The following is a 15,173-nucleotide window of genomic DNA, read 5'->3' on the forward strand; positions in this document are numbered from 1 at the left end:
CGCCTTGGAGAGCCCCGTGACCGTCATCGCCCACCTCAGCGACACCCACCTGGACGGCTCGCCGCGCGCCGCCGACCGCACCCGCGCGGTGATGGCCTACCTCGACGCGCTGCCGTACGACCTGGACGCGGTGCTGGTCAGCGGTGACGTCGCGGACCACGGCAGCCCGGCCGAGTACCGGGAGGCCCGGGAGCTGCTGAGCACCCGTCACCCGCTGCTGGTCCTGCCGGGCAACCACGACGAGCGTGCGGCCTTCCGTTCCGTCCTGCTGGGGGAGGGGCCAGCGGGGGCGGACGGTGCGCCCCTGAACCGGCTGCACGTCGCAGAGGAGTTCGCCGTCGCGCTCTGCGACTCGACCCGGCCCGGCCGGGACGACGGGCTGCTGGACGAGGGGACGCTGGAGTGGCTGGACGGCGCGCTGGGTTCGGTGCGGGTGCCGGTCCTCGTCGCCTTCCACCACCCGCCGGTGCGGCTGGGCATCCCGTACCTGGACGGGCTGCGGCAGTTCGGCGCCGAGCGGCTGGCAGCGGTGGCGGACCGCCATCCGCACGTGGCGGCCTTCCTCTGCGGGCACGCGCACCTGTCGACCGTCACCACCTTCGCCGGCCGCCCGCTGGTGGTCGCGCCGGGCGTGGTGTCGACGGCGCGGCTGCCCTGGGAGGGTCGGCCGGCCCCGGAGGCGCACGTCCACCACGAGCTGCCGCCGGCGGCGGCGTTCCACGTCCTGGACGGGGAGGGGCGCTTCGCCACGCACGTGCGCAGCTGCTGAGACGGGCGGGGCACGAACCAGCCGAGCGGTGCAAGGGAGAAGGCAGTTGAGGGGGCGTCAGGTTCTCAGGAAACCTTCACCCACCCCTTCCGGAGCCATGTGATGTGTGCCATGGTACATGGCACACTCCCCACCGTGTTCACGTCAGGCGACACCGGAACGACAGCACCACTCCCGTCGCCCTTCACGGTCCGCACCCTCAGACGCCGTGCCCCGAATCACGGCTCGCAGACCGGCCCGGAGGCCACTCCATGCGTAGTTCCCCCACGACGAAGGACCTCGTGCGGCTCCTCGTAGCCGCGTTGATCTGTTGTCTGGGTCTTGCCCTGCTCACCCCCACCACCAGGGCCGCGGCCCGCGACACCAAGGGTCCGCAGCCCGTCCCTGCGCCCCGCGCCGGTGCCGCCCCGCAGCCCGCGATCTCCTCCATCGCCCGGGACGCCCGCGCCGAGGACGGCCACGGCGCCGTCGACGCGGCGCAGCGCGCCCCGTTCCAGACCGTCGAGACCCCCGCGAAGAGCGAGCAGATCCGCTCCAAGCTCTCGGCCGGCGCCGCCGCGGCCGCCGCTGCCGCCTGCACCGTCTCCGACTTCACCTCCAAGACCGGCGCCGCGCTGGTCCAGCAGGTCAAGTCGGCCGAGCCCGGCTGCGTGAACACCCTCTTCACCCTGAAGGGTGCGGACGCCCGGGCCGCGTTCCGCGAGGCGCAGATGGTCACCATCGCCGACGCGCTGCGTGCCAACGTCGCCAACTACCCCGGCGACAACAGCATGTCCACCCTCCAGCTGGTGCTCTTCCTGCGGGCCGGCTACTTCGTCCAGTGGTACGACACCGCCGTCGGCGACTACGGCCCGGCCCTGAAGAGCTCCATCGAGGGCGCACTCGACGCCTTCTTCGCGGCCCCGCGCTCGGCCGACGCCAATGACGCCAACGGCAACATCCTGGCCGAGACCGTCACCCTGATCGACAGCTCCCAGCGCAACGCCCGCTACCTCTACGTGGTGAAGCGCCTGCTGACCAACTACACGAACTCCTACAACAGTTCGTGGTACATGGTCGCCGCGACCAACAACGCCTACAACGTGCTGTTCCGCGGCCACCAGATGGACGACTTCCTGCCCGCCGCGCAGGCCGACCCGGCGCTGTTCACCGTGCTGCGCGACTTCGCCGTCGCCCACGACGACCTGCTCGGCACCGACCAGTGGTACCTGGCGGCCAACGCCGGCCGCGAGCTCGGCCGCTTCCTGCGCCACGACGCGCTGAAGCCGACGATCCGCCCGCTGGTCAAGGAGCTGCTCGGCCGCAGCAGCATCACCGGCCGCACCGGCTCGCTCTGGATCGCGCTGGCCGAGATGGCCGACTCCTACGACCAGGCCAACTGTGCCTTCTACGAGGTCTGCGACCTGGCCGCCAAGCTCAAGGCCGCCGTCCTGACGGTCAAGTACACCTGCAGCCCGAGCATCCGGATCGTCGCCCAGGAGATGACCGAGGCCAACCTGGCCGCGGCCTGCACCAGCCTGACCAGCCAGGACGCCTACTTCCACAAGGTCGTCCAGGACAAGGGCCCGGTGGCGGACGACAACAACACCTCGATCGAGGTCGTGGTCTTCAACTCCAGCGCCGACTACAAGAGTTACGCCGGGAAGATCTTCGACATCTCCACCGACAACGGCGGCATGTACCTGGAGGGCAAGCCCGAGGTGGCCGGCAACCAGCCGCGCTTCGTCGCCTACGAGGCGGAGTGGCTCCGGCCGGACTTCCAGATCTGGAACCTGAACCACGAGTACACCCACTACCTCGACGGCCGCTTCGACATGTACGGCGACTTCAGGGCCGGGCAGACCACGCCGACCGTGATGTGGGTCGAGGGCTTCGCCGAGTACGTCTCCTACTCCTACCGGGGCGTCACGTACGACCGGGCGGTCACCGAGGCCGGCAAGAACACGTACAAGCTCAGCACGCTGTTCGACACCACCTACGACAACTCCGACTCCACCAAGGTCTACCAGTGGGGCTACCTGGCGGTGCGCTACCTGCTCCAGTCCCACCCGCAGGACGTGACCGCGCTGCTGGCCGAGTACCGCACCGGTGACTGGGCCGGTGCCCGCACCCTGCTGACCTCGACCATCGGCACCCGCTACGACGCCGACTTCGCCGCCTGGCTGGCGAAGTGCGCGGCCGGCGACTGCGGCACCACCGCCCCGGTCAACCAGGCTCCCTCGGCCGGCTTCACCGCCCTGGCCACCGGCCTGTCGGTCAACTTCACCGACGTCTCCGTCGACCCGGACGGCACCATCGCCTCCCGCGCCTGGGACTTCGGCGACGGCACCTCCACCACCACGGCCAACCCGACCAAGGTCTACACCGCGGCCGGCACCTACACCGTGAAGCTCACCGTCACCGACGACAAGGGCGCCACCGCCAGCACCAGCAAGCCGGTCGCCGTGGTGGCGCCGCCCAAGGGCGAGTGCACCTCGGCCCGGACGGACGAGTTGGGCAAGAACTGCCAGCGCTCGAACGTCTCCGCCACCGCGGGGAACCACAGCGCCTTCTTCGTCTTCCTCCCGGCCAAGGTCAACTCGCTGAAGATCACCGTCTCCGGCGGCACCGGCGAGGCCGACCTCTACTACAACCCCAACGGCTGGGCCACCACCTCCGACTGGACCGCCCGCTCGGTGAAGACCGGCAACGCGGAGACCCTCACCATCAAGAAGCCGCCGGCCGGCTACGTCTACATCAGCCTCTTCGCGGCCAAGAGCTTCGAGGGCGTCACCGTCAAGACCGAGTTCTGAGCGGCCGGTTGACCTCCCGCTGAACCGAACGGCCCCGCCCACCGTGACCCGGTGGGCGGGGCTTCCGGCTCGCTTCCTCAGTGCTCGGCGATAGCGGCGGCCAGACGGCGCAGGCCCTCCTCGATCTCCTCGGGGGAGTGGGTGGTGAAGGACATCCGCAGGGTGCGCGGGTCCGGGTCGACGGCGTGGAACGGGGCACCGGGGACGTAGGCCACGTCGTGCCGGACGGCGGTGGCGAGCAGCTCGGTGGCGTCGTAGCCCTCGGGCAGGGTGACCCAGAGGAACATGCCGCCCTCGGGCCGGTTCCACCTGCTGCCCGGAGGAAGGGCCTTGGGCAGCCCGGCGAGCAGCGCGTCGCGCCGCTCCCGGTAGGCCGCGGTGATCTTCGCGAGGTGCGCGTCCAGGTCGGCGTCGCGCAGGTACCGGGCGGCGGCGGCCTGGTCGATGGTGGAGGTGTGCAGGTCGGCCGACTGCTTGACCACCGTGCAGGCCCGGCGCAGCGCGGCCGGCGCGCGCAGGTACCCGAGCCGCAGGCCCGGCGCGAGCACCTTGGAGAAGGAGCCCAGCAGCACGGTGCGGTCCTCGGCCCCGGGCAGTCCGACGATCCACGGCTGCGGCTCGCCGTCGAAGCGCAGCTCGCCGTACGGGTCGTCCTCGGCGATCCAGAAGCCGTACCGCCCGGCCAGCTCGGCCACTCGGCGGCGGCGCTCGGCGGGGAGCGTACGGCCGGTCGGATTCTGGAAGTTGGGCACCAGGTAGAGCAGCTTGGGCCGCTCGGCCGCCACCACCTCCTCCAGCGCCTCCGGGACCAGCCCCTGTTCGTCGGTCGGCACCGGCACGACGCGGGCCCCCGCGAAGGCGAAGGCCTGGAGCGCGGCGAGGTAGCACGGATCCTCGACCAGCACCACGTCCCCCGGCTCCAGCAGCGCGGTGATCAGCAGCGTCAGCCCCTGCTGCGACCCGGTGGTCACCACCAGGTCCTCCGCCCCGGTCGCCAGCCCACGCTCCGTCAGCCGCTCGGCTATCGCGGCCCGCAGCGCCGGATCGCCCTCAGTGGTGGAGTACTGCAATGCCTGGTCCGGCGTCTCCGCCAGCACCCGGTCGAAGGCCGCCCGCAGCCCGGCGACGTCGAACAGCTCGGGGGCCGGCAGCCCGCCCGCGAACGACACCACCTCCGGACGGGCGGTCAGGGCGAGGATCTCCCGCACGGCGGAGGGCGCCACGGAGGCGGCCCGGCTGGCGAACGACGGCAGCTCGGCTCTGGTCATCCCCCGAGCGTACGAGGTGACCCGGTCCGGTTCGAGCCCCTTTCCACGGCTTGAGAATCGGACCTCCACCTGCCGGGGCGTCAGCCCCGGGGGAGGACCAGGGACTGGACGTCGGGGAGGGTGCGCCAGTCGCTGGTGGCGATCGAGGCGTGGGCGGCGGCGAGTTGGGTGATGCGGGCGCGGGCCTGGTCGGGGGTGGGGGTGGTGGCGGAGATGGCGGGGGCGACGCTGTGGGCGTCGGTCATCACCAGGAGGTAGTGGTTGCGGTCGTACCAGGAGAGGTCGGCGCCGTTGGTGAGGTAGTCGGCGGCGTCGCCGTCGAAGACGGCGAACCAGGGGCGGATGGTGGTGTCGGCGTACTTGGTGCGGGGGTCGCCGCCGGCGGCGCCGTGGACGGCGGGGAAGACCTGGGCCTGGGAGAGGCGGCCGGCGGCGGCCAGGTCGCGGAGGTGGCGGGCGTACTCGACGTCGGTGTGCAGGGTGTCGAAGGGGTTCTGCTCCTCGACGGTGCCCGGGATGACGTGCAGCAGGACGCGGCCGGCGAGGGCGGTGCGGGAGGGCCAGGCGCCGGCGCGGGCGGCGGCGTCCAGGGTGGGGTGGGTGCCCAGGAGGTCGGCGGGGCGGAAGACGGCGGGGCCGAGGTGGGCGGCGATCAGGGCGTCGAGCTGGTCGGGGCCCATGCCGCGGTTGGCGGCGAAGCCGCCCTTGAGTTCGAGCTTGACGACCAGGGGGCCGGAGGTGGGGTGGGCGCCGAGCCAGAGGCGGATGTCGTCGAGGCAGTGTTCGAGGTTCTTGTTGCCGGAGCCGGTGTAGAGCTGGGCGGCGGAGGTGGCGGCGACGCAGTTGTTGGCGTTGCCGAGGGGGTTGGAGTGGCTGACCTTCCACTCGGTGGTGACGGTGTCGGTCCAGGCGTCGAGCTCGATCAGGGAGGTGCCGGTGTCCAGGGCCTTGGCCAGGTAGGGGAAGGCGGCCGGGTCGTAGGTGTTGTGGATGCCGACCGTGGTGGCGCCGATGAAGGGGAGCGGGCCGGCGGGGGCGGCGGAGGCCGGGGCGTGCGGCAGGAGCACGAGGGTGGCGGCGGCGAGCAGGGCGGCGGCGGTCCGACGGAGCGTCAAGGGTCTCTCCAGGAAGCAGGGGCGAGGGCAGCTCAGGGTGGACCATGGGAGTGGACGCGCGGTGACATGACAAGGAAGTTGGCAGGAAGCCTGCGTCACGGGCGCCTTGACCCCGGCATGCCAGGGCCTCACCATCGTGCTGGCGCGCGCCGCAGCTCCTCCCTCCATTCCGTCCTACCGGACCCCCACAGGAGGACAGTCATGCGACTGCCCCGTCGCGGAAAGCCCGCCGTGGCTGCTGCCGCGCTGCTCGCACTCGCCCTGGCGGTGCCGCTCGGCACCGACGCCAGCGCCAAACCCATTGCGCCGAACGAGAGTTCCGTCGCGGACGAGACCATCACCCAGTACGCCGTCGACGGCCCGAGCACGGTGGCCGACCGCTCGGCGATCGCCGCCACCGGGGTGTCGATCGACGAGGTGGACGCCCGCTCGGTGGTGGTGTCGGCCACCAAGGGCGAGGCGGCCCGACTGCGCACCATGGGTTGGAAGTTGACCGCCCTTCCGGGCCAGGAGAGCCAGCAGCTCCCGGGCGCGAAGGACATCACGATCAACGACTTCCCGAGCAAGGACTCGATGTACCACAACTACGCCGAGGCGACGGCGGAGATCAACGCCCTGGTGGCCAAGTACCCGGCCATCATGAGCAAGCGGGTGATCGGCAAGTCCTACGAGGGCCGCGACCTGTTCGCCATCAAGATCAGCGACAACGTGGCCACCGACGAGGCCGAGCCGGAGGTGCTGTTCACCGCCCACCAGCACGCCCGCGAGCACCTCACCGTCGAGATGGCGCTCTACCTGATGCACGAGTTCGGCGACAAGTACGCCACCGACAGCCGGATCGCGGGCGTGGTGAACAGCCGCGAGATCTGGATCGTGCCGGACGTCAACCCGGACGGCGGCGAGTACGACATCGCCACCGGGAGCTACCGCAGCTGGCGCAAGAACCGGCAGCCCAACTCCGGTTCCAGCAGCGTCGGCACCGACCAGAACCGCAACTGGGACTACAAGTGGGGCTGCTGCGGCGGCAGTTCGAGCTCCACCTCCAGCGAGACCTACCGGGGCAGCGCGCCGGAGTCCGCCAAGGAGGTGAAGGTGGTCTCCGACTTCGTGCGCAGCCGGATCGTCGGCGGCAAGCAGCAGATCACCGCCGCCATCGACTTCCACACCTACAGCGAGCTGGTGCTCTGGCCGTTCGGGTGGACGTACAACGACACCGCGCCGGGCATGACCACCGACGAGCGCAACACCTTCGCCACCCTCGGCAAGACCATGGCGGCCAGCAACGGCTACACCCCTGAGCAGTCGAGCGACCTCTACATCACCGACGGGACCATCGACGACTGGCTGTGGGGCGCGCAGCGGATCTTCGCCTACACCTTCGAGATGTACCCGACCGGCAGCGGTGGCAGCGGCTTCTACCCGCCCGACGAGGTCATCAGCCGGGAGACCAGCCGGAACCGGGACGCGGTGCTCAAGCTGCTGGAGACGGCGGACTGCATGTACCGGGTGATCGGCAAGCAGCAGCAGTACTGCGGCATCGCGTCCTGATGACCGCACCGTGAGTTCGCTCCGCCGGCCGGGCCTGCCCGGGTCCCGGCCGGCGGGGCGTCAGGAGGAACGTCAGGACGCCGCGGAGACCCGGGAGTTGATCAGGCGCAGGGCCGCCTCGGAGGGCGACCCCGGTTCGGCGGTGTAGACGACCAGGAACTGGGCCGTGTCGTCCGGGACCAGCAGGCACTCGTAGTCGAGGGTGAACTCCCCGGCCGCCGGGTGCCGCAGGTGGTAGCGGCCGTGGTTCTTCTCCCGCACCTCCTGGGCCTCCCAGTGCCGCCGGAAGTCGTCGCTCTCGGCGGAGATCCGGGTCAGGAAGTCGTGGAACTCCGGGTCGCACTGGTGGCGGCCGTGGTCCATCCGCAGCTGGGCCACCAGGTCGGCGGCCTTGGTCTCCCAGTTGACGTACCGTTCGCGCACCACGGGGTGGCAGAACGCCAGCCAGGTCTTGTTGCGCCGGGCGGGCGGGAGGGCGTCGAGGTCGACGTCGAGCAGGGCGGCGAAGAGCTCGTTCCAGGCCAGGATGTCGGTGCGGCGGCCGAGCACGAAGGCCGGGGTGTCCGCCATCGAGTCGAGGAGCCTGCGGAGCCCGGGGCGGACCTGCTGGGCGGGGCGGGCGCCGGTGTGGTCGGGGCGGACCAGGTGCAGCAGGTGCTGGCGCTCGAACTGGTCGAGGCGCAGCGCCGTGGCGACCGCGTCGATCACGGTGTCGGAGACGTTCTCCGCGCGGCCCTGCTCGAAGCGGACGTAGTAGTCGACGGAGACCCCGGCCAGCTGGGCCAGCTCCTCGCGGCGCAGACCGGGCACGCGGCGGCGCTCGCCGTACTGGCGCAGGCCGGCGTCCTCGGGCTTGATCCGTGCTCGGCGGGAGCGCAGGAAGGTGCCTAGTTCTGCTCGGTTGCCCATGGGGACGATCCTACGGTGGGTGGGTGTGGTGCCGGAGGGTGGTTCTCGCAGACCTAGGTTGGACGGTTCCCAGGTCGAACGGGGCGCTGGGTGAGTCGCGGGGGGACGGGCAGCATGGTCGGTGACAGGTAGACAGTGACCATGGAGGGTCCATCCCGATGAGCATCACCACCGTCCCCGCGTACGCCGCCCCGGCCCCGAAGGCCCCGCTGGAGCGGACCACGGTGCCGCGCCGCCCGGTCGGCGAGCACGACGTCCTGATCGAGATCAAGTACGCCGGCATCTGCCACTCCGACATCCACCAGGTGAACGAGGACTGGGGCCAGGCCCCGTTCCCGATGGTGCCCGGCCACGAGATCGCCGGGATCGTCGCCGAGGTCGGACCCGGTGTCACCCGGTACGCGGTCGGCGACCGGGTGGGCGTCGGCTGCTTCGTGGACTCCTGCCGGGAGTGCGTCAACTGCCTGGCCGGGGTGGAGCAGTACTGCCTCAAGGGGATGAGCGCGACCTACCCGGTCAGCTCGGACGGGCAGCCCGCCTACGGCGGCTACAGCAGCCACATCGTGGTGGACGAGAACTACGCGCTGCGCATCCCGGAGGGCATCGACCTGGCCGAGGCCGCCCCGCTGCTCTGCGCCGGCATCACCCTCTACTCGCCGCTGAAGCACTGGCAGGCGGGCCCGGGCAAGAAGGTGGCGATCGTCGGGCTCGGCGGGCTCGGCCACATGGGCGTGAAGATCGCGCACGCGCTCGGCGCCGAGGTCACCGTGCTCAGCCAGAGCCTGCGCAAGAAGGAGGACAGCCTGCGGCTCGGCGCCACCGACCACCGGGCCACCTCCGACCCGGCCACCTTCGCCGAACTGGCGGGCTCCTTCGACCTGGTGGTGAGCACCGTCTCGGCCGTGCTGCCCTTCGACGACTACCTGGGCCTGCTGAAGACCGACGGCACGCTGGTGAACGTCGGCGCCCCGGCCGACCCGATCACGCTCAACCTGTTCTCGCTGATCGGGGGCCGCCGCTCGCTGGCCGGTTCGATGATCGGCGGGATAGCGGAGACCCAGGAGATGCTGGACTTCTGCGCCGAGCACGGGCTGGGCGCCGAGATCGAGGTGATCTCGGTGGAGCAGATCAACGAGGCGTTCGCCCGGGTGCTGGCCGGTGACGTGCGGTACCGCTTCGTCATCGACACCGCGACGTTCTGATCCGGTCGTGGTGCTGACGGTGGTGGTCCGCTACCAGGCCCGGGCCGGCCGGCAGGACCTGCTGCGGACCGAGTTGGAGGCGCTGCTGGAACCGGCGGCGGAGTGGCCCGGCTGTCTGGCGTACGAGCTCTACGTGGACCCCAACCGGCCCGAGCGGATGGCGGTCTTCGAGGAGTGGAGCTGCCTGGACGGCTGGGAGCACCACCGGCGCTGGTCGGCCGGGCGGACGGCGGGGCTGCTGGCCCGCCCGGCCGCCGTCCGGCTCCAGTACGGGGGCGGCGGGCCCGCTACTTGAGCAGCCGGGAGAGGCGGCGGTCGGCCAGTACCCGGCCGCCGGTCTGGCAGGTGGGGCAGTACTGCAGCGAGGAGTCCGCGAAGTTGACGGACCGTACGGTGTCGCCGCAGCGCGGGCAGCGTTCGCCGGCCCGGCCGTGCACCGCCATCCCGGCCCTCTTCTCCGCCTTGAGCGCGTCGGCGGTGGTCTCGTGCGCCCGGGCCACCGCCGCGCCTAGGGTCTCGCGGATCGCGGTGTGCAGGGCGGTCAGCTGCTCGGGGGTGAGGGTGGAGGCCAGGGCGTAGGGGGAGAGCCGGGCCTCGTGCAGGACCTCGTCGGAGTAGGCGTTGCCGATGCCGGCCAGCACGGTCTGGTCGGTGAGGAAGGTCTTCAGGCGGTGCCGCTGACCGGCGGTCAGCTCGGCGAGCCGCTGCTCGGTGAAGTCCGGCCCGAGCGGGTCGGTGCCCAGCCGGGCCACCCCGGGCACCAGCTGGGGGTCCGTCACCACGTACGCGGCCAGCCGCTTGGTGGTGCCCTGCTCCGTGACGTCGAAGCCGGAGCCGTCGTCCAGCACGATCCGCAGCGCGAGCGGCCCCCGGCCGGGCCGCCCGCCGCCGGCACCCGGCTTGGGCGGCGGGAACGAGACGCGGTGGCGGATCCAGCCGGCCCGGGCCAGGTGCAGCACCAGGTGCGGCCCGTCCCCGGCCAGCAGGTCGAGGAACTTCCCGTGCCGGGTCACGGAGCTGACGGCCTGTCCGTGCAGCGCCGTCACCGGCGGGTCGAAGGTCTTCAGCACCTGAACCGAGAGCACCTCCACCCGCTCGATGGTGCGCCCCGCGGAGAGCTCCGCGATCCGCTCGGCCAGCGCCTGCACTTCCGGCAATTCGGGCATGTTGCCCAGCCTAGGTGCGATCGAACGGTGATCATGACGTGACCTGCCGGTACGAGCACACCGGCTGACTCGCCGTCAGGCGCCCGGCAGGGCGCGGGCCAGGCGGGTGATGCCCTCGGTGAGGGCGGTGGGGTGGGGTGCGGCGCCGTAGGAGAGGCGGAGGTGGGGGGCGGGGGCCTCGGCGGGGAAGTAGGGGCGGCCGGGGGTGAGGGCGACGCCCTCGCGGCGGGCGGCGGCGGCGAGTTCGCGGTCGTCGGTGCCGTCGGGGAGGCGGAGCCAGAGGTGGTAGCCGCCGAGCGGGAGGGGGTCGGGCAGCAGGCCGGGGAGGTGCTGGGCGAGGGCGGTGGCGGCGGTGTGGCGGCGTTCGGCCAGGGCGGCCGAGACGGTCCGCAGCTGACGGGCCCAGGCGGGGGCGCCGACCAGTTCGAGGGCGGTCTCCTGGAGCGGGCGGGAGACGAAGAAGGAGTCCACCGCCTGGACGGCGCGCAGCCGTTCGAAGGCGGGCCCGCGCGCGGTGAGGGCGCCGACCCGCAGGCTGGCCGAGGTGATCTTGGTGAGTGAGCGGACGTGCACCACCACGCCGTCCGAGTCGTCCGCCGCCAGCGGGGCGGCGGGTGACGGTGCGTCGGCGTGCACCAGCATCCGGGCGAAGTCGTCCTCGACCACGAAGGCACCGGCGGCGCGGGCGATCCGCAGCACCTCGGCCCGCCGGTCGGCGGCGAGCACCGCGCCGGTCGGGTTGTGGAAGAGCGGCTGGCAGACGAAGGCCCGGGCCCCGCTCGCGGCGAAGGCCTCGGCCAGCAGCTCCGGCCGGACGCCGTCCCGGTCCACCGGCACCGGGACCGGCCGCAGGCCGGCCGCCCGGGCCGCCGCCAGGGTGCCGGGGTAGCCGGGCGACTCGATCAGGATGGGGGCGCCCGGGTTGACCAGGGAGCGCAGGGCGGTGGAGAGCGCGCCTTGTCCGCCGGCCGTGATCAGCACGTCCGAGGCGTGCAGGGTGCCGTCCGGGCCGCCGATCTCGCGGGCGAACCACTCGCGCAGCTCGGTCAGGCCCTCCACGGGCGGCCGGCCCCAGGCGCCGGGGCGGCGGCCGGCCCGGGCCAGCGCGGCGGCCAGGGCCCGCTCGGGCTGGAGGGAGGGGTGCAGGTAGCCGCTGTTGAGGTCGATCACCTCGGGCGGCTGGACGGCGAGCGAGGTGAGCACGCCGGTGGCGTCGGCACGGCGGTCCGGCCCCGGGGAGGGCTCGGCGGAGAGGGCGACCTCCTGCCAGGAGACGTCCCGAGGTTCGGTGGCGGCGACGGTGCGGGTGGCGGCCTTGAAGACCCCGGAGCCCGGTCGGCTGACCACCAGCCCCTCGGCGGCCAGGGCGGCGATGGCCCGGGAGACGGTCACCGGGCTCACCTGGTGACGGTCGATCAGGGCCCGGCTGGACGGCAGCTTCTCGCCTGGAGAGTAGCGGTCCAGATCGTGGCGGAGGATGGCGGCCAGTTCGGTGACGCTGCTACGCTCGTGCATGAGAGCACACGATAGCGCTATTCAGTCCAGCACGATAGCGGTCAGCGGCACCGGGAACACTGCGGGGAGCGCTGCCGGGAACACGGCGGCGGCGGGCGGCACCGTCCGGGCCGCCTTGGGCGTGGTCTGCTTCTCGCTCAGCTTCCCGGCCACCGTCTGGGCACTCGACGGCTTCGGCCCCTGGACCTCCACCGGCCTGCGCGGCCTGCTGGCCGCCGCCCTGGCCGCCGTCTGCCTCAAGCTGAGCCGGGTCCCGCTGCCCGCCCGCCGGCACTGGCCCGGACTGGTCGCAGTGGCGCTCGGCTGCGTCCTCGGCTTCCCGCTGCTGACCACGCTGGCGCTGCAGACCTCCTCCACCGCGCACACCGCCGTGGTGGTCGGACTGCTCCCGCTGGCCACCGCCACCGTCGCCGCGCTGCGCTCGCGCACCCGGCTGTCGCGCACCTTCTGGGGCGCCGCGCTCGGCGGGGCCGCCGTGGTGCTGGCCTTCACCCTCCAGCAGAGCGGTGGCGCGTTCAGCCTGGCGGACCTGTACCTGGCCGGGGCACTGCTGGTCTGCGCGGTCGGCTACGCCGAGGGCGGCCGGCTGGCCCGGGAGATGGCGGGCTGGCAGGTGATCGGCTGGGCCGTGGTGGCGGCCGCCCCGCTGATGGCCGTGGTGACCGCGCTGGCGCTGCCGGCCGAGCCGGTCCACCTGACGTTCCGTGCGCTGACCGGCCTGGCCTACGTCGCGGCCGTCTCGCAGTTCGGCGGCTTCGTGCTCTGGTACCGGGGCATGGCCCAGATCGGCGTCCCCCGGGCCAGTCAACTCCAGCTCGCCCAGCCGCTGCTGACCCTGTTCTGGGCCGTGCTGCTGCTCTCCGAGGAGCTCCCGCTGGCCGCCCCGATCACCGCGGTCGGCGTGCTGGCCTGCATCGCGGTCACGCAACGGGCGCGTACGAAGGGCTAGTTGGGGCCGAAATCCACTGTCGCGGCCGGCGGGGGCGTGCCACGCTGCTGCGCATGGGATGGACGTTCGAGCGTCAGGCCGGTGTGACCGCCGCCGCCGGTGTCGTGCTGTTGGCCGCCGCGGTGCTGACCTGGCTGCCGGGGCTTCAGCCGTGGGCCGGGAACAGCTGGCTGGTCCTGGGGGAGTTCGGAGTGGTGCTCGGGCTGGCCGTCGCCATGTTCGTGCGGGTGGCCCGCATGTGGCCGACGGACCGGCAGGAGCTGGGCTGGGCGATGCTGAGCGTGCCGCGCGCCGTACTGGGCGGGTTGCTGCTGCTGTTCGTCGCCGCAGCAGTGGTCACCGGGTCGAGCGTCCGGATGGACGGTGCGCTGCAGGACGCCGGCGCGCGGGACGGGCACTACTACGCCCACGGCGCCACCCCGGAGGGCACCCGCGGCGAGGTGGAGATCACGCGTGCCCAGTACGAGGAGGTGGCGGAGTCCGACACCCGGGCGATGGAGGCCGGTCCGGCCGCGGCGCTCGCGGTGATCGCCGCGCTCGTGCTGGCCGCAGGGGAGCTGCGGCCGAGGGCCGTCCGCTGAGGACGTCCGCCGGGACGGGCCGCCGCCGAGGGCGGGCCCGTCCCTGACCGGGCGTCAGGCACGCGGCGTCGGGCTCGGCGTCAGTTGATGCCGGCCGCGGCGCAGGCCTGGGCGTGCTCCGGGTCGCAGATGTCCTCGCGCTTGTACAGGCCGCCCGCGATGACGGTCTCGGCGATCTTGGCCTTGGTGACCACGACCGGGGTGAGCAGCATCGAGGGGATCTGCTCGCCGCCGCTCTCGGTCACCGAGCTGGCCACGCCGGTGATGTCGATGCCGTTGAGCAGGTAGACCGCGATGGAGGCGGCGGTGTCGGCCTCCGGCTTGTACGGCTTGTAGATGGTGTAGGTCTGCTCGCCCGTCAGCAGGCGGCGGATCGCCTCGACCGAGGCGTCCTGGCCGCCGACCGGCACGTTCTTGACGCCGGCGGCCTTGAGCTGGCCGATGATGGCGGTGGCCATGCCGTCGTTGGCGGAGTAGACGGCCTGGAAGCCGTCCTTGCCGAGGGAGTTGACCGCCTCGGTGGTCTTCTGGGCGGCCACCTCCGGCTTCCACTCGCCGGACTGCTCGTAGCCGATCTTCTTGACCTTGCCGTCCAGCACCTTGTGCGCGCCGGCCTTGAACATCGCGGCGTTCGGGTCGGTCTCGGAGCCGTTGATCATCACCACGGTGGACTGCGCGGCCTTCGCGCCGAGCGCGTCCACCAGGGCCTGGCCCTGGAGTTCGCCGGTGCGGTGGTTGTCGAAGGAGACGTACGCGGCGACCTTGCCGGCGGCCAGCCGGTCGTACGCGACCACCTTGACGCCGCGCTTGGTGGCCTCGGCCACCCACGGGGCGGTGCCCTGGGCGTTCACCGGGTCGAGCAGCACCACCTTGACGCCCTTGGCCAGCAGGGCGTCGAACTGCTGCTTCTGCACCGCCTCGTCGCCGTCCGCGTTGGCGTAGTCCACCACGCACTTGGTGCACAGGCCGCCGATGGCCGACTCGATGAGGGGCTTGTCGAAGGCCTCGTACCGGGTGGAGGAGGAGCGCTCGGGCAGCAGCAGGCCGATGGTCTTGTTGCCGGTCGAACCGGCCGACGTGCCGTCCTGGCCGCAGGCGGCCAGCGTCAGCGCCGTCGACAGCGCGAGCATGCCGACGAGGGTGCGACGCAGTGGTGCGTTCATGGTGGGTGGTGCCTCCCTGACTGCCTGCCGCAGCGTCGCGGCAGTGCTGAGGGAGTCAAGCCCGTGAGCCGACTTGCCGTCAATAATTAAACCCTACGAAACGGAGCGCGACTCCAATCGTTATGGACTCGAAGGCAGTCGCCCGATTGGTCGGTATATGCCAAGGGCCCGCCTTCACCTTGAGAAGGTGGGCGGG

General features: G+C 72.2%; 13 protein-coding genes. 7 read left to right on the forward strand and 6 right to left on the reverse strand.

Annotated elements, in window-relative coordinates; genetic code table 11:
- Positions 1 to 16: 16 nt before the first annotated feature.
- Together ACWCYY_RS38015 and ACWCYY_RS38020 are read left to right on the forward strand one after the other, a co-directional pair.
- Positions 17 to 769 carry a metallophosphoesterase gene (locus ACWCYY_RS38015; RefSeq protein ID WP_449798648.1) on the forward strand — a complete coding sequence of 251 codons (753 nt, stop codon included), beginning with the start codon at positions 17 to 19 and terminating at the stop codon, positions 767 to 769.
- Between the two features lie 281 nt (positions 770 to 1,050).
- A complete protein-coding gene (locus ACWCYY_RS38020; RefSeq protein WP_449798649.1) occupies positions 1,051 to 3,561 on the forward strand; it encodes a collagenase in 2,511 nt (836 codons plus the stop codon).
- A 77-nt stretch (positions 3,562 to 3,638) separates the two neighbouring features.
- Here the strand turns inward: ACWCYY_RS38020 and ACWCYY_RS38025 are convergent, their stop codons facing one another.
- Both ACWCYY_RS38025 and ACWCYY_RS38030 read right to left on the reverse strand, forming a co-directional pair.
- A complete protein-coding gene (locus ACWCYY_RS38025) occupies positions 3,639 to 4,829 on the reverse strand; it encodes an aminotransferase-like domain-containing protein (protein ID WP_345281794.1) in 1,191 nt (396 codons plus the stop codon).
- An 80-nt stretch (positions 4,830 to 4,909) separates the two neighbouring features.
- Entirely contained in the window at positions 4,910 to 5,944 is a 1,035-nt protein-coding gene (locus tag ACWCYY_RS38030; RefSeq protein ID WP_449798650.1) for a phosphatidylinositol-specific phospholipase C domain-containing protein, read from the reverse strand.
- 201 nt (positions 5,945 to 6,145) lie between these two features.
- On the opposite strand from ACWCYY_RS38030, the gene ACWCYY_RS38035 reads away from it, so the two are divergent.
- Positions 6,146 to 7,492: a M14 family metallopeptidase gene (locus ACWCYY_RS38035; RefSeq protein ID WP_449798651.1), complete on the forward strand. Its 1,347-nt coding sequence runs from the start codon at positions 6,146 to 6,148 to the stop codon at positions 7,490 to 7,492.
- Between the two features lie 72 nt (positions 7,493 to 7,564).
- On the opposite strand, the gene ACWCYY_RS38040 is transcribed toward ACWCYY_RS38035, so the two are convergent.
- Positions 7,565 to 8,401 (reverse strand): helix-turn-helix transcriptional regulator, encoded by an 837-nt coding sequence (locus ACWCYY_RS38040; protein ID WP_449798652.1) that lies wholly within the window; start codon positions 8,399 to 8,401, stop codon positions 7,565 to 7,567.
- A 158-nt stretch (positions 8,402 to 8,559) separates the two neighbouring features.
- Between ACWCYY_RS38040 and ACWCYY_RS38045 the strand changes: the two genes are divergently transcribed.
- Entirely contained in the window at positions 8,560 to 9,603 is a 1,044-nt protein-coding gene (locus tag ACWCYY_RS38045) for an NAD(P)-dependent alcohol dehydrogenase (protein ID WP_449798653.1), read from the forward strand.
- A 7-nt stretch (positions 9,604 to 9,610) separates the two neighbouring features.
- A complete protein-coding gene (locus ACWCYY_RS38050) occupies positions 9,611 to 9,898 on the forward strand; it encodes a putative quinol monooxygenase (protein WP_449798654.1) in 288 nt (95 codons plus the stop codon).
- Here ACWCYY_RS38050 and ACWCYY_RS38055 read toward each other — a convergent pair.
- Together ACWCYY_RS38055 and ACWCYY_RS38060 are read right to left on the reverse strand one after the other, a co-directional pair.
- On the reverse strand, positions 9,891 to 10,769 hold the full coding sequence (locus ACWCYY_RS38055; RefSeq protein WP_449798655.1) for an Fpg/Nei family DNA glycosylase: 879 nt from the start codon (positions 10,767 to 10,769) through the stop codon (positions 9,891 to 9,893). The two genes, ACWCYY_RS38050 and ACWCYY_RS38055, sit on opposite strands and share 8 nt — an antisense overlap.
- Before the next feature lie 75 nt (positions 10,770 to 10,844).
- Positions 10,845 to 12,284 carry an aminotransferase-like domain-containing protein gene (locus ACWCYY_RS38060; protein ID WP_449798656.1) on the reverse strand — a complete coding sequence of 480 codons (1,440 nt, stop codon included), beginning with the start codon at positions 12,282 to 12,284 and terminating at the stop codon, positions 10,845 to 10,847.
- Between ACWCYY_RS38060 and ACWCYY_RS38065 the strand changes: the two genes are divergently transcribed.
- On the forward strand, positions 12,283 to 13,233 hold the full coding sequence (locus tag ACWCYY_RS38065) for a DMT family transporter (RefSeq protein ID WP_449798657.1): 951 nt from the start codon (positions 12,283 to 12,285) through the stop codon (positions 13,231 to 13,233). The genes ACWCYY_RS38060 and ACWCYY_RS38065 overlap by 2 nt on opposite strands.
- A gap of 53 nt (positions 13,234 to 13,286) precedes the next feature.
- Entirely contained in the window at positions 13,287 to 13,814 is a 528-nt protein-coding gene (locus ACWCYY_RS38070) for a hypothetical protein (protein WP_449798658.1), read from the forward strand.
- 80 nt (positions 13,815 to 13,894) lie between these two features.
- Here the strand turns inward: ACWCYY_RS38070 and ACWCYY_RS38075 are convergent, their stop codons facing one another.
- Positions 13,895 to 14,977, reverse strand: a complete 1,083-nt coding sequence (locus tag ACWCYY_RS38075) for a sugar ABC transporter substrate-binding protein (RefSeq protein ID WP_345279341.1) — start codon at positions 14,975 to 14,977, stop codon at positions 13,895 to 13,897.
- Between the last annotated feature and the right edge of the window lie 196 nt (positions 14,978 to 15,173).

The sequence above is a fragment of the Kitasatospora sp. NPDC001664 genome (assembly GCF_053596675.1).

Coding starts and splice junctions, on each gene's coding strand:
- ACWCYY_RS38025 (WP_345281794.1), bottom strand. CDS start 4,829: ATGACCAGAGCCGAGCTGCCGTCGTTCGCCAGCCGGGCCGCCTCCGTG.
- ACWCYY_RS38035 (WP_449798651.1), top strand. CDS start 6,146: ATGCGACTGCCCCGTCGCGGAAAGCCCGCCGTGGCTGCTGCCGCGCTG.
- ACWCYY_RS38040 (WP_449798652.1), bottom strand. CDS start 8,401: ATGGGCAACCGAGCAGAACTAGGCACCTTCCTGCGCTCCCGCCGAGCA.
- ACWCYY_RS38045 (WP_449798653.1), top strand. CDS start 8,560: ATGAGCATCACCACCGTCCCCGCGTACGCCGCCCCGGCCCCGAAGGCC.
- ACWCYY_RS38055 (WP_449798655.1), bottom strand. CDS start 10,769: ATGCCCGAATTGCCGGAAGTGCAGGCGCTGGCCGAGCGGATCGCGGAG.
- ACWCYY_RS38065 (WP_449798657.1), top strand. CDS start 12,283: ATGAGAGCACACGATAGCGCTATTCAGTCCAGCACGATAGCGGTCAGC.
- ACWCYY_RS38060 (WP_449798656.1), bottom strand. CDS start 12,284: ATGCACGAGCGTAGCAGCGTCACCGAACTGGCCGCCATCCTCCGCCAC.
- ACWCYY_RS38070 (WP_449798658.1), top strand. CDS start 13,287: ATGGGATGGACGTTCGAGCGTCAGGCCGGTGTGACCGCCGCCGCCGGT.
- ACWCYY_RS38075 (WP_345279341.1), bottom strand. CDS start 14,977: ATGAACGCACCACTGCGTCGCACCCTCGTCGGCATGCTCGCGCTGTCG.